A 20,965-nucleotide genomic window follows, 5' to 3' on the forward strand; every position below is an offset into this window, starting at 1 on the left:
AATTTCGTACCGAATCACTAGAAAAGGACTGGAAAGTCACAGAGGGTAAGACCGTTGATTTTTATAAGAGAGAAATAGAAAATTTAAAGATAATGTTGAATAAATAAACCTAACATTATTAAAATACCAAATAGCAAGTTCGACTGGCCCTTTCCGCCAAAACGGCGGAAGGGCTTTTGCTTTCAGTAAACAAAACTGCCCCACCAGATACTACATTATTTTGTGAACAAGAATGCTTACAGAAACCCGTGTGTGCTGATTTTACCCAAGCGGTGCAGTCTCCGGATATCTTAGGTTTACTTTCGTTGTAACCTTCTAGCTACCTACCCGATCTAATATTTAAGTAACGTTACGAACATCCTAAGACTTTTAGTCAAGAAAGCAGGTAAATCTTTGCATATTAATCCTATTGTCGTCAAAGCCAAAGCTGGGGACTCTGAAGCATTCGTGCAGTTGATGCAAGAGATAGAGTTACCTCTGTATAGAACTGCAAGGTCCATCGTCAACAAAGAAGAAGATTGTGCAGATGCCCTGCAAGAGACGATGCTTAAAGCCTTTAGGTCCATCCATACACTCAGAGAGCCCGCTTTTTTCAAAACGTGGATCTTCCGGATTCTGATTAATGAATGCAACAAAATGATCAAAAACAACTCAAGAGCCCTCCCTTATGGAGAGCTTCCCGAAGTCCCTTCCATTTCCAAGGATTATGAGAAAATCGAAATATGGGATGCCGTTCAACATCTTGAGGAGAATCTACGGATTGTCATTCACCTTCATTACCTACAGGACATGCCGATCAGTCAAATTTCCGACATTCTCGAAATTTCTACGGTAGCCGTGAAGACCCGGCTGCATCGCGCCCGCAAAAAGCTAAAGCATTTATCTCAATTCAATCAAGAAATGGAGTTGCGACATGGTAAACACTAAGTTAGAAGAACAATTAAAAAACTGCCAAAGCCTACTTCCCGATCAGTTATCGGATATTGCCCGCTCCAAACTGAATGAGACTTACCAAATCATCAGGGAAACCGATAATTCCATTTCCCCCGTTCAGAAAAAGAAAAATGTATCAAAAACTTTTAATAAATGGTGGATTTCCACTGCAGCCGCTGCAATTCTTGGAGTTACAGTCCTTGCTTCCGGCTTTGTATCGCCCGTAATGGCTGATGCACTCAAGCAAATTCCGGTTCTGGGAGAAATCTATTCATTATGGGGCGAAAACAATGGAGATCCCGGTGTTCAACAAGCCGAGGATTTCATCACAAACGTAAACCAAAGCGTGACCCATGGCGATGTGACCATGAATATCCCAACGTTGTTATTTGACGGAACCCGAATTCTTATGAACATAACCACTCCTGGAAACAGTCTGGCTTCGGAGCCCAATTCACCGCCTTCAGATGCCAATAAAGGAGCGGTGGATAAGTTTGAGGTTCTCTATAAAGGCCAACCTCTGCTCTGGAGTTACGAACATATGGACGGTGAGACTGCTTCCAGTATAATGGTTCAGGTTTTGAACACTTATTATGAGCCGAGTACAACAACACAGACTGTCCAGTTCCCTGATCAGTTTGACTTGACTGTAAATGTAACGTTAAAGGGTTACGATGTCCCGTTCGAATTCGTTCTGCCTGTTACAAAATCAACGCCCGTTACCGCACTAACTTCAGAGGAGACCAAGCATCACGATAACATTAACTTGCAGATCAGTAAGGTAGAAATCACCCCAATTACAACACAGATATCCGTTGAGTACAAAACTAAACCAGGCCAGAGCATAGAAGAAATGCTCGCTTCTATCCCTTCGAAATACAAGGGTGCTAACGGAGGCATCATCGCTCTTCAGTTTGACATTGTGGATGAACATGGCGTTCAACTGAAGCCCATCGGTGCTCACCCCTTAAGCGAATCTTATAATGTTCGTTTTGAACCCTTCAAGACTATACCGAGTACCGTAACCATCAAACCGTACTTAGTCGTTTCCGAAGGTCAAGCCCCAGCTGGGACTAAAGGACAGTGGGAAGACAATAATATGTTCAAGGAATATATTCCTGAGCTGGGGACTGTACTTTCGGTGCAATAGTTCATTTGTAAAAAGGACATTATTCTCTAGGATGAAAAGGGGATGCAAAACTACAAAAGACGAAGCCATAATGGGCTTCGTCTTTTGTAGTTTATTTAGCTGAAGCCAGCTTCGATATTTTCTCCGCACAGCTCATTTCCTTATCACTCTCAGACTTAGGCTTATAATCGGCCAGTTGGATTCATCCTTTGTGATCGCCATAGCTTTGTCCTCCTAAAAGTGTGATTGGGGTTTCCTATGATGTGATGCGGAATCCGACGGACTGCTGCTGCAGCTTCCAGAGACGGTCGTACAATCCTCTGCGTCGTAGTAGGTCTTCATGTCGTCCTTGCTCGACCAATCGGCCATCTTCCAGCACGATAATGTTGTCTGCACCGCGTATAGTTTTCAGGCGATGGGCGATAACAATAACGGTTCTTCCCGTAATCAGTGCATCAATTCCCTTCTGGATTTCGGCTTCATTTTGCGGGTCAAGCGATGCAGTAGCTTCATCCAGCAATACGATTGGAGCGTTCTTGAGAATTGCGCGTGCAATGGAAATCCGCTGCTTTTCCCCTCCGGAAAGCGTACTGCCACCTTCTCCTACTGGCGTGTCATAACCAAGCGGCAATTTCATAATGAAATCATGGCAACGGGCCATTTCTGCTGCTTGTTGAATATCCTGCTGTGACGCGCCCGGCCGTCCAAAGGCAATGTTGTTTCCGATGGTATCTTGGAACAGGTACACATCCTGAAACACAACCGACACAGACCCTAGCAAATGTTCTGGATCAATCTCTTTAATATTGCGTCCGCCTAGCAGAACACTTCCTTCCTCAGGATCATAGAAACGTGAGATCAAACGCAGCACTGTACTCTTTCCGCTGCCGGAGGGACCCACGATTGCAGTTAATGAGCCTTGCGGCATTTCTATGCTTAATTGTTTGAGAACTGGGTCACCTCCATAACTGAAGGTAACATTGTCAAAGCGGATGGTACTGCACTCGGGAAGCGAGGCTGTAGTACCCGTCATTACCGGCTGGCGAAGCAGGTCTACGATGCGTTCACCCGCTTGTTCGTTGTACCGGAATTCGGCATAGTTGGCGAGCGCCGTGGTCAGTGGATCATAAATGCGTGTACCGACAATAAGGAACACAGCCAGCTGCAAAATACCGAGCTCCCCGCCTAACAATAGATGAACACCAACGTATACCATTAAGGTCAGACCCGCACGAAGAAGAGCCATAGCCGTTAGAATGACTGGACCGAACATCCCCTCAAGCTTTACACTTTCCTTCATCAAAGTTCTAAAAGAGTTATCCAGACGAACAAATCGTTCTCCCGTCAGGTTGTAGGCTTTCATCACCCGTATACCGTTTAAATATTCCTGCAGCCGGTTCGCAGCGTTCAATTTAGCCTTCATATGATCTGCTCCGAGTCTTCGCCGCAGTCTGCCCGATAAATACATGATCAGGAGGGCAATCGGCAGCGCTACGAACATGGAGATTGCCATCCGCCAGTCTAGGAACAGCAACCCCGCAAGTGCGAATATCGGCAGCACAAAAGCCCCTGCAAGCTGTGGCAGCAGATGAGAAATCCCTGTCTCCACCAATGTGAAATCGCCCATCATCATATTGGCCAGATCACCAGGGTCCCGGCGAGTCAGGTAACCTAGCGGAAGCTTTCGCAGATGCTCTGCTAATTCCGCCCGTCCCTGCGCCGCAACATTGTAAGCCCCGCGGTATGCCGAGCGGTATGCCGGAATTTCGCTCAGGAACATCAGTATCATGACAGCAGCTAGTCCCGCACAAATCCACCAAAGCCGTTCTATCTGAAGCTCTGCCCCCACCGTAATATAAGGAGCAAAAATTAACCTCACCGCCTCAATGACAAGCGCGAACGGAAGCACACTGACTAGATTGGCTAGCAAAGAAAAAAGCACAGGCCTTAGCAGCTGTTGAGGTTTACCTGCGGTAATATTATGCAATACCTTCATAGCTGATCCCCTCCCTTTTCCATATGCCAATCTCCAGTGTCACTGTAGGCATGCCACATTTGAGTGTAAAGTCCATTGAGATCAATCAAACGATCATGATCTCCGCGCTCCACGATTTCCCCGTCTCTCAGTACCAAAATTTGTGCAGCTTCACGAATAGAAGACAGGCGGTGGGCAATGACAATAACCGTCTTCCCGCGCATAAGCTCCGTTAGTGCCAGCTGCATGTGATGCTCATTCTCCGGGTCGGCAAAAGCAGTCGCTTCATCGAGCACAAGTACCGGCGCATTTTTGAGGATGGCCCGGGCTACCGCAATACGCTGCTCTTCACCGCCGGAGAGATAGACACCACCTTCACCGATTAACGTTTCGTACCCCTGCGGAAGCCGAGAGATGAACTCGTCGCATTGCGCAGCTCTGGCTGCAGCCTGGACTTCATCCAGCGTCGCTCCCGGTTTGCCGACGGCAATATTCTCATACAAAGTGTCATAGAACAGGAAGGTCTCCTGAAATACAAAGGCAACTGTATTCATCAGTTCATGAATCGCCATATGGCGAATATCCACGCCACCGATACGGATCGCACCCTCTTGCGGGTCCCAGAACCGCGGCACCAGGCTGGCCACCGTCGATTTCCCTGAACCTGACGGTCCAACCAACGCTGTAACCTTCCCTTGTTCTGCCCGGAAGGATACCTTACTGAGCGCAGCCGCAGCCCCCTCTTCTTCACTGTAGGAAAAAGTTACGTCCGTGAATTCAACGTCGAAAGCATACGGTGACAGCGGCATTGTTATCTCTGGTACAGGCTGCTGTGCCAAAAGACGATCCATCCGCTCTACACCTTCTCCGATATCCCGTGTGCTTGAAGCCAGCATAAGCAGCTTATAGAGCGGAGAGGATACGCCAGGTGCCATAATTAGAAAAAACAGCAGCACAAGCGCAAAAGACATGGAGTCCGGCTGGCCGCTTAGCATAAAGACACCCACCGGTAAAATAAAGGTAAACGAGGAAGCCAGCAATGTTTTGAACAGGATATACCCTGATTGATAACGGTCCGTAAACTCTAGACAATAATCACGGTATCTGGTCATATCACTGTAGAACTTACGGAAGGAATGCACCGTCTGCCCGAACACCTTCACCGCCGGCATCCCCCGTACATACTGCACCGCCGAAGCATTAATCTGCTCCAAAGAATCATGATACTGCTTCACACTGGTTTTTCCCTTGCCGCTCATCATAAGTGCCGACTGTACAACCATTCCTATGAGGATCGGTAGAAGACAGGCAACAGCTAACGGCGGACTCAGCCAGAACATCGCCACAATCATCAGCACCGTAGACGCCAGCGCACTGACCAGATCAGGGAGCTGATGCGCTACGAAATTTTCCACCTTGTCGACATTCTGTTCCAGCGTCTTCTTCACTGCGCCGGTCGAAGTTCCGTTCAGGAAACCAAGCGGCAGTCTGCCCAAATGTTCGGTCATTCGCACACGCAGATTATACTGAATACGAAAAGCCGCAATATGCGAGCACATAATACCGCAATACGAGGTCACCAGACCTCCAATCAATCCGCCGAGTGCAATCCATCCCCAGCGAATCATGGCATCACCATCGACCTGTCCAGGAGACGCGGCATGCCGCAGTAGCTCAGCCAATATGAAATAAACAGATAAAAACGGTACCAGCATTAGCACGGCGCTGACAGATGACAATACGCCAGACAGGATCAGCAGGCCCCGCTTCTCTCCGGCAATCTCTAGCAGTCTCGACATGCCAGTTTTGGTTTTACTCACAGCTGTTCCCCCACTCTTGATAATTACGCACAAAAAAAGTGCACTGAGAATGATTCTCTGTGCACTAGTGTATAAGAATGCTGTTCACGGTTGCTACCGCTTCCCGGATTATAACTAATCAAATCAGGAGCATCTCTATTCGATACGCGCTTACATCCAAGTTCCTACAGAACGCTGTCTGCTGCTGATCAAATATTCTCCGGGACGCACACCGAACTTTTTGCGAAAGGCTGCTGAGAAATGGCTGACATTCCCGTATCCAACCCTGGAAGCTGCTTCACTTACAGTCATATTTCCTTGTTCCAGCAGCTGCTGCGCCCTTTGCATACGTTGTTCGATAACATAGGCATGGACGGTATAACCGAACATTTCCTTAAAACCCTTTTTCAATTTGAACTCATTGAGGCAAATGATGCGAGAGAGGCCAGCCAGTGTCGGTGGGTGTAAATAATCACGCTGCAGAATTTCTTTGGCTAGTCGCAGGCTCTCCATATCATCTTTAGACAGCTTAACCGAACCTGGAATCCGCTCCGCTTCATATAAAGATTCATTGAGATAGACCGCCATCAGCTCCAGCATTTTTCCCTCCAGATAGAGTTCCCGCATACCCTGACCATAGGAACAATCCGCAATTTGCGACAGAATGAGCCGGATAGATGGCGTGATACCACTTTTACCAAAAAACAAACCCGTTCCTCCTCCGGCTCGGAGCCGTGTATCCTCAGTCAATCCACTGGTCATCCGCTCAAATTGTGCCGGACTCATATCTATGCTTAGGAATCGGTAGCCTGCTCCGCTAAGGTACGTGCAATTCTCACTTCTTACTCCACCGTGAAGCAGCGCACTTTCTCCTGTATCTATGGCAAAATAGTCCTGCTTCAGCGAGGTACCCCATTCAATTCCATGGCCCATGCAGAATACAAGCTCCGTACGCGGTGTTCTAAACTCGCCCTTCGCTTCAATATCCCGGTTAAATCGGAGATCAAAATCCGTCATCTGAAGATACCCATGCGTAAGCAGGCTCCGGCAGCTGCCTCCCCCTAGTTCGACCGGTGGTTTTATCTCAAAGTGACTCCCATCCAGCTGGTAAGTAAAATTAAACCCCTCGCATATAAGCGTCTTATGGGCATCAATTGTTTCTGCTGCATTCAGACCATCGCTACGCTCCATGCTCATCCCTGCTTCCCCGTACTTTGGATTCATTATATATGTATTGAGAATGATTATCAATTGAATGTTCTTTTAGCAAATACGCATACACAACAAAAAAACTTCCCCCCTAAAGGTGAAGAAGTCTTAAACACATCACTTCTGAAGACATGGCCAGCTATAGTTTCAGCTCCCTAAGCTTGATTAGCTCGACAACCGCTTGTGAACGGTCTTTAACGCTTTATTGTTCACCAATTTAATTTGCTAATTCCTCCAATCGTTCAATTAGCATTGGAATCACTACTTCAACCCAAAACTCCAGAGAAACGTACCCACTGGACATACCACCATGACTGTATTTCTCACAATAGATTTGTTTGTCTAAATCATCTAAGTTACCTCCTGTTAATTCCTCAAACGCGTATTTGAATCTCTGTGCAAACGCCTCACCTGTACATGGATAAGTCACTTCTTGAAAGTAATTCTCTAGCTCATCCCAAAGATATGGATCCCCTCTTAATCCCCAACTTTTTGGCCGCTCATTAAAAATAACTGATACTGTCTTTAGCATTACCAGCACCCGCTTTCGAAGTGGTCAACTATAACTGAACTACTGTATCATTTTTAACCGCCAATTGTTCCAAAACTAATTATAATATCCCTGACTACAATTAGGTGATTTCACAGCTGGCCAAGACTTAAACTGTTTAAAAATTCAATGAATATAGGGAGAAGATATATATGATTATTTTTTCAGAAAATTCAAAAATACCAGATAAATATGCAGACTTCTTAAAAAAGATTGCAACTTTCTATGGGGAAGAAGAAAATTTCAAGGATATTGTAAACGACACTATGGAAATCTTAAGACTATCGTTTAAAGATGATATTTCCGATTCAGAATTGTTAAAGCGCGCAAGCCTTAACGGTATCATTAATGATCTGGATGTTTTTATGGAAATGGTAAGTGACAATCCTGATAAAACTAAAATAAAAACAGTTTATATGGAAGAACTTAATGCTTTGTATTACACGATAAATGACATTTTCAGAACACTATGAGGAAATTACACCTCTAATTCAATTCAATACAATACAGGAGTTTCCGCGCCCAGCCGGAGAATAACCAGTTAATTCCTTTTCATGTTGACTGGCCGAGCTTTCCTTGACGTGACAGAAGACCGCAGAACAGCTTAAAACCATGCAAGAAAGGGATTTGGCAAAGTCCGTAAATACACATCATCAACAAAAAGCCTTCCCTCACCCCTAGAGGTGGAGAAGGCTTAAACGCGTCACTTCCGAATACATCGCCAGCTATATTTTCAGCTCCCCAAGCTATTGTATTAGACTTAATCCGTAATCTTCACATTTCCAAACACGGCCTTATTCCTCGAATCATCCCCCGGATTGCTAAGCGCTATGCCAATATACACCTTGCGATTCATCGGGATCTGAACAGTTCCGACCGTTTGCCAGTTATTCCCATTCGCCGAAATAGCCCCTTTGAAGGTATTTCCGCTTCTGGTCAGCTTTAGCCATCTTGGAGCCGAGGCAGCCGCAGTATGGTCGACCATATTGCCCGCTGTCTCTGCACGATACTGGAAGGTTGCCCCATTCTCAGGGGTAAGCATCATATCCGCGTGCTTCGAATTATGCCCCAGCGACTCGCGAATCATAATACCGGCCTTAGCCCAGCCGTCCAATCGGCTAGTGGACTGTACTTTTACAATAATCTCCGCATTGCCACTCACGGATTTATATATATAATTCAGTTGATCTCCATTTCCCCAAATATCCGTAGAGGTGCTGCTGAGTGTAAATTGCTTATTGGATGAATTGTAGGTAACGTTCCCCGGCATGGAACCGATATTCCGAGCCTTCCATCCTACTGGTAATTGAGCCGGATAGTCTTGTTCTACCGGAGGCGTCCAGCCCGGCGTCGGCCAGGTTTCACGTTCCTTAATATTGGCCAATTCATCTTCTGGCCAGGCCCCGTAGGCAAAGAACGACAGGCGCTTCACGTCCGGATAATTCTCGCGGATTCCCTTGTAAATCTCCTGATATTGATCATCAGTCCAGTCATTATCCAGTGTGGCTACAATCTCCACATCACTGCCACTGATCCGGTCGCTCGTATCCTTCAGAATGCCGTAGGAAGTGCTGTATACCCAATCACTATTGAACTCCCAGTCATCAAAGTACGCCATCGGTGCGACAAAGTCGATATCATCCTTGAATTTGGCTACATTCTGTCCAACCTCTGTAAATTCCGGCGGCAAAATATACACACCGAGCTGCACATCCGGATTTGAGGATGCGGAAATATCCTCACGGATATCGCCTACATACTGTCCAATTTGTTCAGTTCTCCATTCATTCCACTGCTCACGCTGAGGGGAATCCGTATCGAAGTCAATGCTGAGCGGGGAATAGCCGAACTGCGCCTGATACTTCGCAACCGTGTAATCACTGACGTCCATGTTGTAATTGTCGAAACGAATCCAGTCTAGCACAACACCGTCAACAGCATAATTCTCGATCACTTCCTGAATGATGGAACGCTCATACTGCTGCACTTCGTGGTGAATCGGATTGACGAAGTATTCATTGCCGTTAGAACCTGTGAAAGGAGTCTGAACCCCGTCAACCAGTGCTTGCATCTGCCATTCATCGTGAGCAAGGAAGGCTTGCTGATCATGGAACTGAGGAATCCAGGCATGAACCTTGATTCCTGCAGCATGGGCTGCTGTAATGACAGCCTGCAGGGCATCGAAATTCTCATAGCCTTGCGCGATCGGAGCGATATCGCTCTGATAAAATACACTTCCAGACGGAACCTCATCATCTTCATCCTGCTTCACGTTCATGCTGATGACATCGACACCGTAGCTTGTGGACAGCTGGATGAAATTATGGACATCCGCCGTATTCTTAAACTGGTTTACGGTCCGTACAATCACTTCCGTTTCAAAAGGGGGATTACTCTCCTCATCGGCCTTAGCCGGCACGGAACCACCTGCTATCGAAGAAACCAATACGAAGCTTAACATTGCTATGAATTTCGACCTAAGCGCAAATGCCATAATATCGCCTCCACAAGTATAAGATTTGATAAAAGTCTTATTTCGTCGCGTTGATTTTCTTGACATTCTCCTGCCATTTTTCGGTTCTGAACTCAAGCAGCTTATCCAGGCCCGCTTTTTGGGTGTTCTTTTTGGCTGTCTCCAGTGCCGACAATACCTCTTCATCCGACTTCGCCTGAACCATTTGTGCGTAAGCAAGGGTATAAATATCCCCTACATTCTGTGCGATGATGCCGATCTCCGTATCTGGAAGCGGATCGGTATTCACAAATTCCGTAATGTCCAGCGCGGTTTTCCAGGTGACCGTGGACTGCGCCACCGTCTCCCATGATTTCTGGTTCGCAGAAAGCAGCGCCTCGAGGCTCATTTTTGCCGTATCAATAAAGGTCGTATTTCCTGCCCAGTTAAAGTCCTCGAATTTTCTCATCGTTTCCGTACGCTCGTTAGCAGGAGTCGTCTTGTATTTCTCGTTCGGAATTGGTGCTCCGTCTGCGTCCTCCTCATCCCAGTACAAGCCTTTAGGACCGAAGAAAAGCACCTTCTGTCCCTCCGGACCCGTAATCCAGTCAAAGTAAGCGAAGATGGCCTCCGGATCCTTGGCCTTTTTCGTAATGACATTGACGTTCCAACCCAGTGTCTCGAAACCGCTTACAAACACTTGTGTTTTGTCTAGTCCGGCTTTATGAATCGGCCATATAATTTCATAACCGCTGTCCGGATTGTTCGCAGTCAGTGCACGGTGTCCCTCGGCTCCATACGTAGTGATATTGGATTCGACCATGACCGCTACCCGGCTGGTATTGACCTTTTCTTTGACCGCATCCTGGGTTTGTTGCAGTGCATCCTGCGTAATCAGCCGTTCACGATACAGCTTATTGATATACAGCACCATCTCCTCGTAGGCAGGATCGTCCAAGATAGATGACAGCTTGTCGCCTTCCGGATATCCCATGAGTGAAATGAACTTACTGGTGGAGTTCTCCTTAAAACCGCCATACATAATTTCCAGACCTGCCCCCTTCTCGCCAACCTCCAGAGGTACAACATCCGGATACTTCTCTTGTACCAAGCGTAAATATTGATACAAATCATCAAAGGTCTCCAGCGCCGGTCTGCCGAGCTCATTATAAATATCTTTATTCACCATCCATCCGCCGTTGCCGAATTGCCCGGATGTATACCAGTTGGGGATTTGATAGATTTTTCCGTCATCTGAACGGAGCAAATTCAGGGTGGATTCCTTCACATATTTCTTGAAGTTCGGATACTTGTCATAGTAATCATCCAGCGCAACAAGTTGCCCTGCCTGCACCAGCCGTTCCACTGAGGATCCCCGGTCAGTAAAAATGACATCCGGTAAATCACCACCGACGATCATCGTGTTGAGTTTTTCTCCGGCCGCACCTCCCGATTGAATCGGTTCAACAGTAACCTTACGGTTCTCCTGAATCCATTTTGTCGCCTCATTATCCCCCCAGGGTGATGTCGTAAGCCAGTCGTAATTTCCATAGAAGCTGAAGGTGACGGGCTTAATCCCGCTGCCGTCATCAGTAGCGACCTCGGTATTCAGATTTTTCTCGCTTGTGTTTGGTGAAGTGTTAGAATTCCCCCCTCCGCTACAGGCAGCGAGAAGAAGCACCAGCGAAGTCAGCAGAAGCGATACCCATTTCATACGATTGCCCATTCTTTTCCCTTCTTTCTACATAATATGGAGACTGCTTCTATTCTTTCAATGAACCGATCATTACGCCCTTAACAAAGTACTTTTGGAGAAAAGGGTACGTCAGGATAATCGGAATAGTAGCGATCATCATCGTAGCCATGGTCAGTGACTTCGTAGTAATCGTCCGATTTCGGTTCATATGATCCAGCGCGATGGCATTCGATGAACCAATTTGGGTCATAATGTTGGAGTTCATAACCTGCCGCAGCAGAGTCTGTATGGGAAGCAGTTCGTCCTTCGTAATATAGATCGCTCCCGTAAACCAGTCGTTCCAGTAACCAACCGCAGTAAATAAAGCAATCGTGGCCAGCACCGGGCCGGAGACGGGAATAACGATTCGGAAGAAAATGCCGTAGTTACTGCAGCCGTCGATTTTGGCCGATTCCTCAAGCCCCTCCGGCAAAGCGTTGAAGAAGGTGCGAATGACAATCATGTTCCAGACGCTGATGATGCCGGGGATAATCAGAACCCAAAAGGTGTCCAGCATACCCAAAGAGCGAACTAGTAAATAACTAGGGATGAGCCCTCCACTGAAGAACATCGTAATCATGAAGAACACCATATATTGTTTTCGAAAAAGCAATGTTTTCTTGGACATTCCGTAAGCTAACAGGGCCGTGAAGAAGACGGACAATGCCGTGCCGCTCAATGTTCTAAGAATGGTGATCAGAAAAGAATTCAGCAGGCGATGATCCTGAAACACAATATAATAATTTTCCAGGGTAAATGCTCTCGGCAACAAGGTTACACCGCCGAGCGCCGTATCGCTCCCTAGATTAAAGGAAATGACCAGCGCGTTCCAAAATGGGTACAGCATAAGTAGCGCCAGCAGCGTCAAAAGGATATAAATAGTCCGCTGCATGATTTTGTCGCCCAGGCTTAGTCTCATTGTTCACCTCTCCTAAAAGGTTTATGGAGCATTACTTACAGTCGATACATCCCAATAAAACTTGCATCGGAAGCATTCGCTATGAGTAGTAGTACCTACCAGAGACTAACATCTGCCCGGCGCGCGATTTTGTTGGCCATCACCAGCAGAATGACACTGATGACTGCTTTAAATAGTCCTACCGCTGTCGCATAAGAGAATCTGGCATTCAAAATCCCAACACGGTACACATAGGTGTCGATAACATCGGAGTAGGGTCGCAGAATTGGATTGGTTGCCAGCAGCAAAATATCCTCGAAGCCCGCACTGAGCAGACTGCCGATAGCAAGAATCATAAAGATGATGATAATGGGGGTAATGCTGGGGAGTGTAATTAAGTGAATTTGCTTAAAACGGCTTGCTCCGTCTATAGAAGCGGCCTCATATAGGGTCGGATCAATGCCTGCAATTGCAGCCAGATAAACAATGCTCCCAAATCCGACCTCCTTCCATACATTTACACTTACTAGAATGGACCAGAAGTATTTGGGTAACGCCAGGAAGTTAACCGGCTCCCCGACTAGATTGAATCGCTCCAGCACATAGTTCACCGTTCCGTTGTCAACGGATAACAGCGAAAATACAAAACCAGATACAATAACCCAGGACAAAAAATAAGGTAAATAGCTGACGGTCTGGATAACGCGTTTAAAGCCCATATTCCCGATCTCATTCAGCATCAGTGCAAGAAGAATCGGGGCAGGAAAAGAGATAATCAATTTAAGCAAGCTGATCACAATGGTATTTCGCATCACATTCCAGAACTCCGGTGCCTCGAAGAACATTCTGAAATGCATAAATCCAACCCAAGGACTCTTCATAATGCCGCCAAAAATATCGTATTGCTGGAATGCCATAACCACACCATACATCGGAATGTAGCTAAAAATGAATACAAAGATAATTCCCGGCCAAACCATGGACTGCAAATCCAATTGACTGGTGAATTTCTTCCATCTACTTGGTTTCTCGGCCGTGTTCATCCGTTTTTCCTCCTCTGGACGATTCTAGTGAAACAACGGCAAAAACGCTTTGTTCTTCTCTAGCATTTCATCCAGCAGTTGTTCTGCTACGGTGACCGAAGGCACGAGCGGATGATGTACCATAGCCTGCAGGGCCATATCCCTGTCTCCGTGCACAGCCGCCTCGATGGTGAGGCTCTCGTATTGCTTGACCGCGGCTAGCAGGCCTTTGATGGACTGAGGAATTGTGCGCATCGGAATCGGCAGCGGACCTTGTCTAGTTACCAAACAGTTCACCTCAATGGAGGCATCGTCCGGCAAGAAGTCAATCATTCCGTTATTCCTTACATTCAACGTCTGGATATCGCGGGAATCATTATAAATGGAGCACATTAGCAGCACTGCCGCTTCCGAGTAATAGGCTCCGCCGCGCTGCTCCAGCTGCTTTGGCTTCTCCTTCAGCTCTACGTTCCGGTACAGCTCAAACAGCTCCTCCTCCACCTTCTTCACTACCTCAGCGCGCGACCCGGTCGTTACTGCTGCTTCCTTCTGTTCCGCAAGCATTGTGTCCGTCAGATAGTAATAGCTCAGGTAATAAGAGGGGATGGCTTTCAAAGCATTCAGAAACCGGTGGTTCCAGGAATCAAACGGCACATTGCTCGCCTTGTAGCTCTGAGGGTAATCAATGAGATCCTGCAGCTTGCTCTCACCGTCAATCACGACATCGGATACCCAATGCAGATGGTTGATGCCGACAAACTCCGCGTAGATCTTCTCCATAGGAAGTCCGAAGAACTCGGAGAGCCACTTTTGAAAACCGATAGGCGAGTTGCAGAGGCCTACGCTTTTTACGGATGAATATTTGTGAACAGCTTCAGTCACCATACCGGCCGGATTCGTAAAATTCAGCAACCAGGCATCCGGAGCCAGCTCCTCAATGTCCTTGCAAATATCCAGAATGACCGGAATAGTCCGTAGTCCTTTCATCATCCCTCCGGGACCCGTCGTCTCCTGACCGATGACATTGTATTGAAGCGGAATTAATTCGTCCCATTTTCGCGCTTCCAGCATGCCCACCCGGATTTGGGTGCAGATAAAGTCTGCTCCGGCGATGGCCTCCCTGCGCTCAAGCGTCTGGGCCACGGTAATCGGCAATCCGGACTCAGCAATCATGCGCTTGCTCAGTTCCGCAATCGTATGTAGCTTCTCCCTTCCCGCCTCAATATCCACCAGCCATATTTCGCGGACCGGAAGCTCTTTGTAATGCAAGATGATGCCTTCAATAAGCTCAGGCGTATATGATGAACCCGCTCCGATAACAACGAGCTTCAAAGTATCCTTCATAATAACAGCCCCTCCTTACCCAGTGATAGACGACCAAGAACCTCCTGATTTACACGCATACCGCAGCTTTCCATCGCCAGAACGACCGAGCCTACAACCGGCTCCCGAGTTAGAATCCTTAGAGTGCCATTTGGAGCCGAATGCTTCACTCTCTGTTCAATGGCCCGCCGGATGATGCCTGAGCGATCTCCCTTGGTCAATAGGCTGCCTGCAAGTACGATGTCAAAGGAATCCTCCTCCATAGCCAAATGGCGGATTGTCGATGCCGCTGCCAAACCCAGCTCATCCCCTTGCTTGGTCAGCAGTCCGATAGCAACCTGGTCTCCTTCATCTGCCGCTTGAAACAGCAGCTCAGCAATATGGGGAGGCAAGTCTCTGGAATGATCCAGGTGATCCTCTCTTAGCTCCGAAACACTGGAATAGCCCAACAAATGAATTAAACGTTCGCTTAAGACAGTCTCTTTCTCTCTTCCTTCATCCGCCCGAAGAACGCTACGGAATACCTCAATACTTAGATCATAGCCTCCGCCGTAATCACCGAACCGGTAACCAAATCCACCACATTGGTACGTAACACCTCGCTGATTTTTACCGGCGCAGTTCACTCCCGAGCCACAGATCAGTACGACCCCATGATTACTCTCTGTACCTGATCGCAAGGCAATCCAGGTATCGCAGGAAATCTCAGTTCGGGGAAGGCCAAGTCTGCTGATGATTGGCCGTAAAATTCGAAAATCGGATTCTCTGTCCGCTCCAGCCAGACCGAACCAGGAATACTCCAACTGGTCCTTTGTCAGCCCTGACGCCATAATCGCTCCCGATACGGCCTGTTGCAAACTATTCTCCGCCTGCTCACGATTATTTTGATGATTTCCGTTCTCTCCCCTGCCTACACCGATGACCGCTCCCTGTTCATTTGCAATCATTGCGTAGGTTTTGCTGCCCCCTGCATCGACTCCCAAAAAGTACTTCACAATTCGTTTCACTCCTAATATTTAGGTTAACCTTACAGATGCGGTGGATTCACGCACGAGAAGCTGAGGAGCGAGCTTCGTTACAACAGCTGGCATCACCTCCCCATTAATTAATTTCATCAGCAAATCAACACCAATGCTGCCCATTTGCGCCTCAGGCTGTCTGACTGTCGTCAATCGGGGATAAAATTCACCTACGAACTGCTGATCATCAAAACCAACCACTGAGATATCCTGAGGTACCAGAATTCCCTCCTCACGCAGGGCTTGAACAACACCTAGAGCAATAAAATCGTCTCCAGAAAAAATGGCTGTGGGCAGCTTATCTTCACGAATCCATCTCTTAGCTACCTCATAACCGCTACTTACCGTAAATCCGCAATATTCCGTACCAAAAGGCGTTAGCCCCGCTTCACCCAGCGCCTGTACATAACCCCGCTTACGCTCCGCTACACTCAGGAACACCGAAGGGCCACCGATGTAGGCGATCTGGGTGTGTCCAAGACCAATCAAGTGTTTGGTTGCTTCATACCCCCCTTGATAGTTATCGACGACAACACTGGGAACATCCTCATGCTGGAGCTGGTTATCCAGCAAGACAAACGGAATGTTTTTTCTTTTCAGCTCATCCACATATTCTTTTTCCTCAATCGGAGACAACAGGATAATCCCGTCAACGCGGTCCTTCTGAAACAGGAAGTTAACACCTTCATCCTCATTCTCGGCTATGGACAGGGCCAAGAAGTAACCATGTTCTGCCAGCTTCCGGTTCACCACGCGAATCACGCGGTCATAGAAAGAATCGTTAAAGTTGGTAATCGACATACCAATGACTCCCGTTTTGCCCCTCACAAGACTTCGCGCTGCTGAATTAGGCTGATAATTCAATTCCTCCATTGCTTCGAGCACTTTCTGTCTATTAGCTTCACGTACAGATGGTAAATTGTTAAGCACCCTGGATACGGTCACTACAGAAAGTCCCGACTTTTTGGCTACATCATGTATATTCATCTAAGCTTCTATGCCTCCAAGTTCAATAGTTTAAACGTTATAACTTTTAGGGGAAATAAAAAAGATTAACTCAACTCGTCACAACTACGTCCTGACTGAGAATCGAACATTTAATGTCAGTTCCCCCTTTATAGAAAGTATTAGAACTTTTTCGAAAGTATAAAGGTTTTAACTTTAACATGATTTTACAACCATTCCCAATATCCGTCAATCCATAAACTGCAGCCAAAATTAATATTTCCGAATTTAAATCGTCGGGAATAGCAATGTCTTTCCGCAGGATATAATCGCTTATTATTAATTCAAGAACCACAACAAAAAACCTCCCCACACCCCTAAAGGTGGAGAAGGCTTAAACGCGTCACTTCCGAAGACATGGCCAGCTATATTTTCAGCTCCCCAAGCTTGATCAGCTCGACAACCGCTTGTGAACGGCCTTTAACGTTTAGTTTTTGCATTACATTGGAGATGTGGTTCCGAACTGTTTTTTCGCTGATAAATAATAAACCAGCGATATCACGAGTCGTTTTGTCCTGCACGAGAAGCTCGAAAACTTCGCGCTCACGATGAGTCAACAGAAATTTGCTGTGGTGTTCGTTCCCCTTCAATGGTGTCACCCCTCCTTGCCCTGGGTTTGTTTGGTATAACAAGGTAAAGGGATACAGTCAAAACATATTATGTATTGATGAAGTTAATGGTGCTGTCATAACTACAAAATGGGCTTAACCATCCGGGGCTTATTACATGGCTTTAGTGAGGGCTTTCACCTGCAAAACGTTGAAATTTTCTTGGATAAAATTATCTCCTTACAGGGCAAACTACAACTTGTTGTTTCTTATTAAAGGAGGTGTAAATATGAGTAACTCGAAAAATAATCAACCTACTAAAGCAGAGGTACAAACTACGAAATTAAACAAATTGCCACTAGTGGGTAAGTTTGAACCGGAATTCTCTGCTGAGGAAGCCGCAGAAGTATTCAAAAATCACCCCTCTGCGGAACATGAATCCCATAATGAACAATAAATTAAAGACGACACAGAATGGGGCTGTCGATAAGTAGCTTTTTTCTATAAGTGAGACGGTCCAGTTAATTATAAAAATCGTAAAGAACACAGAGCAGCGATTCAGCCATTAATGGAAGAATCGCTGTTTGTGTTGTTGGTCGTTAACTGCCCGCTTCAACAGTGTATTCATCTTCTCCTTCTGAGGGTTACAGAAAGGACCCCGATGACGTTATTAGTAAATTCATTGCCTTTTTAGCAGAGTTTCGGACCCCAGTGCAGCTATTCCTGCTAAGGAAGCGGTCAATGTTGGGTGACTTTTAAGCCAAGGGCGAGTATGAGGTCCGTTAGCGATCCAAACTCAAAATATGCTGCATTTAAGAGCAGATGTGTCCAATAGCAGTTGCTTACGCGCAAATAAATGATCAAATCAAAGGAAGTGTTAACTTGCTAATACCCGGATGTAATTAGATATTTTTCTACAAACTCAACTCCCAGTCCCGGGAGTTGAGTTTGTCTTGCAAAATATAACTATGAAATACATCACAATTTTATATTGACAGTAAATGTATACGGACTTATGATAAATCCAGCATAAATGATAACGATTATCATTCACATATAAAAAAGGGGTGCTTCATTCAATGAAATTCACATATGCCGTGCCTGCAGGTCTACTTGCAGCCTCCATACTATTTACCGGGTGTACCAGCAACAACGATAACAGTAATAGCAACACAAGCAACAATAACTCTACAAATGCCGCTGCTAACAGTACCGCAGCAACGAATACATCTGATACTTCTGCAGCAACCACTGCCGACTTTACATCAGCGGTTGAGCAATATCGTACATACGTCATCGAGCAATGTGATGAATTTGTAAAGCAAACAGAAAATTTCACAAACGCAGTTAAAGAAGCAAAGATTGAGGATGCGAAGGCACTTTATGCGCCGGCCCGCATGTATTACGAGCGAATTGAGCCGATTGCAGAAGCACTTGGTGATTTGGATCCGAATATTGATGCCCGCGAGAATGACGTAGATGCTGCTGAATGGCGCGGCTTCCACAAGCTTGAGAAAGCGCTCTGGCAGGACAATACAACTAAAGATATGACCGAGGTTGCTGACCAATTATTGAAAGATGCCCAGCTTCTGCGTGCAAAAGTAGAGACCGTAGAGATCGATGCTAATCTGCTCGTTACTGGTGCTGTAGAACTGCTTAATGAGGTTTCTTCTTCCAAAGTAACAGGTGAGGAAGAACGTTACTCCCATACAGATCTTTATGATTTCGTAGCTAATGTTGAAGGCGCCCAAAAGATATACGAGCTGTTAAAGCCAGAACTGGCGAAAAAAGACGCTGAGCTGGAAAAAACGATTGGTGAACGGTTTGCAGCCTTGCAAGCTGAGCTTGCTCCTTTCAAATCTGGAGAGGGATATGTTTCCTATGAAGAGCTGAAGGAAGAAGATGTGCGTAAATTGAGTCAGAATTTGGATGCCTTGGCTGAGCCATTGTCCAACATGGGAACTATTCTAGGAGTGTGATCATCATGAATAAGCAAAATAGATCTACCGGTTTACCAGCGAATGCAGAGGGTGCCCCTCTCAATGAAGAATCCAAGAGCAATCTTATATTAGATAAAAAACTAAGCCGCCGCGATATGCTGCGGCTTACTGGCGCCACTAGCCTTGGTCTATTATTAGGTGGTGGAGGTGTTGGTGGAATTATGGCTGCGCGTAATGCCGTAGCTGAGCCAACAGTAGCCTCCGATGCTGATTCCATTCCTTTTTACGGGAGTCATCAGGCCGGCATTCTAACCCCTTCACAGAATTTTATTTACTTCGCAGCCTTTGATCTCACCACAACAAGGCTATCCGATGTTAAAAAGCTAATGAAAGCATGGACAACTGCCGCAGCTTCTCTTACTACTGGCAGCCTCATAGGCGATGTCAATGACAATCCTAATCTCCCACCCTCCGATACAGGTGAAGTAGATGGTTTAAACCCTTCACGCTGTACGCTTACCTTTGGTGTCGGACCTTCTTTTTTTGACAGCAGATTCGGATTATCTTCCAAGCGTCCAACCCTATTAGCCGATCTTCCGGCATTTACGGGAGACAACCTAGATCCAAAGTGGTGTGGTGGAGACATTTGTGTCCAAGCATGCGCTGATGATCTGCAGGTAGCCTTCCATGCCATCCGAAATCTGGCACGTATCGCTCGCGGCACAGCTGTACTCCGCTGGACTCAGGAAGGCTTCCAGCGCACAGGCACAGCCGACCCTAAAGGAACGACGCCGCGTAATCTTCTGGGTTTCAAAGACGGTACGGGAAATCCAGACACTAAGAATGAAGCAGAAATGAACGAAGTGGTCTGGAACAGCAGCAGTGACGGTCCTTCATGGATGAGCGGCGGCACTTATATGGCAGTTCGCCGTGTACGTTTCCGAATTGAGGTCTGGGATCGTTCTTCTTTAAGCGATCAAGAAGCCACCTTCGGCCGTTATCGTCATAACGGAGCACCTATCGGTGCAAAGGATGAATTCGATGATTTGAATCTTAATGCGGCTGATGTATCCGGGAAGCCTGTCATCCCGCCGGATTCACATTCTGCTTTAGCGCATGGTGACGGTACAGTCAAGATGCTGCGCCGCTCCTACTCCATTTCCAGCGGATTAGATGCCGCAACAGGTCAGCTCGATGCAGGATTATTATTCATTAGTTTTCAACGGGATTTAATGAAGCAATTTGTTGCGATCCAGCAGCGTCTCTCCAAGAGTGATCGGCTAAATGAATATATGACGCACACCGGCAGCGCAGTGTTTGCCTGCTTCCCAGGTATCCGCAAAGGCGGCTACATCGGGGAAGCGCTTTTAGGCTAAGCTTGCCCCTAAGTTTCTCAATCGAATGTTCCTGTCCATTATTGAAAGGGGA

Annotated in this window: 18 protein-coding genes; 6 read left to right on the forward strand and 12 right to left on the reverse strand. The window is 46.7% G+C overall.

Annotated features, from left to right (window positions below):
• Positions 1-393: 393 nt before the first annotated feature.
• Both ACDZ28_RS02115 and ACDZ28_RS02120 read left to right on the forward strand, forming a co-directional pair.
• Positions 394-927 (forward strand): RNA polymerase sigma factor, encoded by a 534-nt coding sequence (locus ACDZ28_RS02115; protein ID WP_076119439.1) that lies wholly within the window; start codon positions 394-396, stop codon positions 925-927.
• Positions 914-2,083, forward strand: a complete 1,170-nt coding sequence (locus ACDZ28_RS02120; RefSeq protein WP_375103922.1) for a DUF4179 domain-containing protein — start codon at positions 914-916, stop codon at positions 2,081-2,083. Before ACDZ28_RS02115 ends, ACDZ28_RS02120 begins: the two co-directional genes overlap by 14 nt.
• A 235-nt stretch (positions 2,084-2,318) precedes the next feature.
• On the opposite strand, the gene ACDZ28_RS02125 is transcribed toward ACDZ28_RS02120, so the two are convergent.
• The 4 genes from ACDZ28_RS02125 to ACDZ28_RS02140 all read right to left on the reverse strand — a co-directional run bounded on the left by ACDZ28_RS02125 (position 2,319) and on the right by ACDZ28_RS02140 (position 7,577).
• Positions 2,319-4,058 (reverse strand): ABC transporter ATP-binding protein, encoded by a 1,740-nt coding sequence (locus ACDZ28_RS02125; RefSeq protein WP_375103923.1) that lies wholly within the window; start codon positions 4,056-4,058, stop codon positions 2,319-2,321.
• Positions 4,055-5,836: an ABC transporter ATP-binding protein gene (locus ACDZ28_RS02130; protein WP_375105296.1), complete on the reverse strand. Its 1,782-nt coding sequence runs from the start codon at positions 5,834-5,836 to the stop codon at positions 4,055-4,057. The genes ACDZ28_RS02125 and ACDZ28_RS02130 overlap by 4 nt, the downstream gene beginning before the upstream one ends.
• 171 nt (positions 5,837-6,007) lie before the next feature.
• Positions 6,008-7,033 carry a helix-turn-helix transcriptional regulator gene (locus ACDZ28_RS02135; protein ID WP_375103924.1) on the reverse strand — a complete coding sequence of 342 codons (1,026 nt, stop codon included), beginning with the start codon at positions 7,031-7,033 and terminating at the stop codon, positions 6,008-6,010.
• A gap of 229 nt (positions 7,034-7,262) precedes the next feature.
• The gene (locus ACDZ28_RS02140; RefSeq protein ID WP_375103925.1) at positions 7,263-7,577 is read right to left on the reverse strand and encodes a hypothetical protein; all 315 of its coding nucleotides are present in this window, start codon (positions 7,575-7,577) and stop codon (positions 7,263-7,265) included.
• Between the two features lie 170 nt (positions 7,578-7,747).
• On the opposite strand from ACDZ28_RS02140, the gene ACDZ28_RS02145 reads away from it, so the two are divergent.
• Positions 7,748-8,068, forward strand: coding sequence for a hypothetical protein (locus ACDZ28_RS02145; RefSeq protein ID WP_042130807.1), 321 nt, complete (start codon positions 7,748-7,750; stop codon positions 8,066-8,068).
• 287 nt (positions 8,069-8,355) lie between these two features.
• Here the strand turns inward: ACDZ28_RS02145 and ACDZ28_RS02150 are convergent, their stop codons facing one another.
• The 8 genes from ACDZ28_RS02150 to ACDZ28_RS02185 all read right to left on the reverse strand — a co-directional run bounded on the left by ACDZ28_RS02150 (position 8,356) and on the right by ACDZ28_RS02185 (position 17,639).
• Positions 8,356-10,089, reverse strand: coding sequence for a family 10 glycosylhydrolase (locus ACDZ28_RS02150; protein ID WP_375103926.1), 1,734 nt, complete (start codon positions 10,087-10,089; stop codon positions 8,356-8,358).
• 37 nt (positions 10,090-10,126) lie between these two features.
• Complete coding sequence (locus ACDZ28_RS02155; RefSeq protein ID WP_375103927.1) at positions 10,127-11,773, reverse strand: extracellular solute-binding protein; 1,647 nt, start codon at positions 11,771-11,773, stop codon at positions 10,127-10,129.
• Positions 11,774-11,810: 37 nt separating this feature from the next.
• Positions 11,811-12,701 carry a carbohydrate ABC transporter permease gene (locus ACDZ28_RS02160; RefSeq protein ID WP_042130810.1) on the reverse strand — a complete coding sequence of 297 codons (891 nt, stop codon included), beginning with the start codon at positions 12,699-12,701 and terminating at the stop codon, positions 11,811-11,813.
• 95 nt (positions 12,702-12,796) lie between these two features.
• Complete coding sequence (locus tag ACDZ28_RS02165) at positions 12,797-13,723, reverse strand: sugar ABC transporter permease (protein ID WP_042191444.1); 927 nt, start codon at positions 13,721-13,723, stop codon at positions 12,797-12,799.
• 24 nt (positions 13,724-13,747) lie between these two features.
• Positions 13,748-15,046: a 6-phospho-beta-glucosidase gene (locus ACDZ28_RS02170; protein ID WP_375103928.1), complete on the reverse strand. Its 1,299-nt coding sequence runs from the start codon at positions 15,044-15,046 to the stop codon at positions 13,748-13,750.
• Positions 15,043-16,020, reverse strand: a complete 978-nt coding sequence (locus ACDZ28_RS02175) for an N-acetylglucosamine kinase (RefSeq protein WP_375103929.1) — start codon at positions 16,018-16,020, stop codon at positions 15,043-15,045. The genes ACDZ28_RS02170 and ACDZ28_RS02175 overlap by 4 nt, the downstream gene beginning before the upstream one ends.
• A 21-nt stretch (positions 16,021-16,041) precedes the next feature.
• On the reverse strand, positions 16,042-17,031 hold the full coding sequence (locus ACDZ28_RS02180; RefSeq protein WP_375103930.1) for a LacI family DNA-binding transcriptional regulator: 990 nt from the start codon (positions 17,029-17,031) through the stop codon (positions 16,042-16,044).
• Positions 17,032-17,414: 383 nt separating this feature from the next.
• Positions 17,415-17,639 (reverse strand): LuxR C-terminal-related transcriptional regulator, encoded by a 225-nt coding sequence (locus ACDZ28_RS02185; RefSeq protein WP_019908812.1) that lies wholly within the window; start codon positions 17,637-17,639, stop codon positions 17,415-17,417.
• A 247-nt stretch (positions 17,640-17,886) separates the two neighbouring features.
• Here ACDZ28_RS02185 and ACDZ28_RS02190 point away from each other — a divergent pair, with 247 nt between their 5' ends.
• The 3 genes from ACDZ28_RS02190 to efeB all read left to right on the forward strand — a co-directional run bounded on the left by ACDZ28_RS02190 (position 17,887) and on the right by efeB (position 20,913).
• Positions 17,887-18,054, forward strand: a complete 168-nt coding sequence (locus tag ACDZ28_RS02190; protein WP_167348515.1) for a hypothetical protein — start codon at positions 17,887-17,889, stop codon at positions 18,052-18,054.
• Positions 18,055-18,676: 622 nt separating this feature from the next.
• Positions 18,677-19,576: an iron uptake system protein EfeO gene (gene efeO / locus ACDZ28_RS02195; protein WP_375103931.1), complete on the forward strand. Its 900-nt coding sequence runs from the start codon at positions 18,677-18,679 to the stop codon at positions 19,574-19,576.
• A gap of 5 nt (positions 19,577-19,581) precedes the next feature.
• Positions 19,582-20,913, forward strand: a complete 1,332-nt coding sequence (gene efeB, locus ACDZ28_RS02200; RefSeq protein WP_375103932.1) for an iron uptake transporter deferrochelatase/peroxidase subunit — start codon at positions 19,582-19,584, stop codon at positions 20,911-20,913.
• Positions 20,914-20,965 lie beyond the last annotated feature (52 nt).

It is taken from the genome of Paenibacillus sp. RS8 (genome assembly GCF_041956825.1).
In the GTDB taxonomy this organism is placed as follows: Bacteria; Bacillota; Bacilli; order Paenibacillales; family Paenibacillaceae; genus Paenibacillus_AQ.

Excerpts from the sequence above, each read along its gene's own strand:
- ACDZ28_RS02120 (WP_375103922.1), top strand. The coding sequence starts at position 914 with ATGGTAAACACTAAGTTAGAAGAACAATTAAAAAACTGCCAAAGCCTA.
- ACDZ28_RS02125 (WP_375103923.1), bottom strand. The coding sequence starts at position 4,058 with ATGAAGGTATTGCATAATATTACCGCAGGTAAACCTCAACAGCTGCTA.
- ACDZ28_RS02130 (WP_375105296.1), bottom strand. The coding sequence starts at position 5,836 with ATGTCGAGACTGCTAGAGATTGCCGGAGAGAAGCGGGGCCTGCTGATC.
- ACDZ28_RS02135 (WP_375103924.1), bottom strand. The coding sequence starts at position 7,033 with ATGAGCATGGAGCGTAGCGATGGTCTGAATGCAGCAGAAACAATTGAT.
- ACDZ28_RS02140 (WP_375103925.1), bottom strand. The coding sequence starts at position 7,577 with ATGCTAAAGACAGTATCAGTTATTTTTAATGAGCGGCCAAAAAGTTGG.
- ACDZ28_RS02145 (WP_042130807.1), top strand. The coding sequence starts at position 7,748 with ATGATTATTTTTTCAGAAAATTCAAAAATACCAGATAAATATGCAGAC.
- ACDZ28_RS02150 (WP_375103926.1), bottom strand. The coding sequence starts at position 10,089 with ATGGCATTTGCGCTTAGGTCGAAATTCATAGCAATGTTAAGCTTCGTA.
- ACDZ28_RS02155 (WP_375103927.1), bottom strand. The coding sequence starts at position 11,773 with ATGGGCAATCGTATGAAATGGGTATCGCTTCTGCTGACTTCGCTGGTG.
- ACDZ28_RS02160 (WP_042130810.1), bottom strand. The coding sequence starts at position 12,701 with ATGAGACTAAGCCTGGGCGACAAAATCATGCAGCGGACTATTTATATC.
- ACDZ28_RS02165 (WP_042191444.1), bottom strand. The coding sequence starts at position 13,723 with ATGAACACGGCCGAGAAACCAAGTAGATGGAAGAAATTCACCAGTCAA.
- ACDZ28_RS02170 (WP_375103928.1), bottom strand. The coding sequence starts at position 15,046 with ATGAAGGATACTTTGAAGCTCGTTGTTATCGGAGCGGGTTCATCATAT.
- ACDZ28_RS02180 (WP_375103930.1), bottom strand. The coding sequence starts at position 17,031 with ATGAATATACATGATGTAGCCAAAAAGTCGGGACTTTCTGTAGTGACC.
- ACDZ28_RS02190 (WP_167348515.1), top strand. The coding sequence starts at position 17,887 with ATGAGTAACTCGAAAAATAATCAACCTACTAAAGCAGAGGTACAAACT.
- efeO (WP_375103931.1), top strand. The coding sequence starts at position 18,677 with ATGAAATTCACATATGCCGTGCCTGCAGGTCTACTTGCAGCCTCCATA.
- efeB (WP_375103932.1), top strand. The coding sequence starts at position 19,582 with ATGAATAAGCAAAATAGATCTACCGGTTTACCAGCGAATGCAGAGGGT.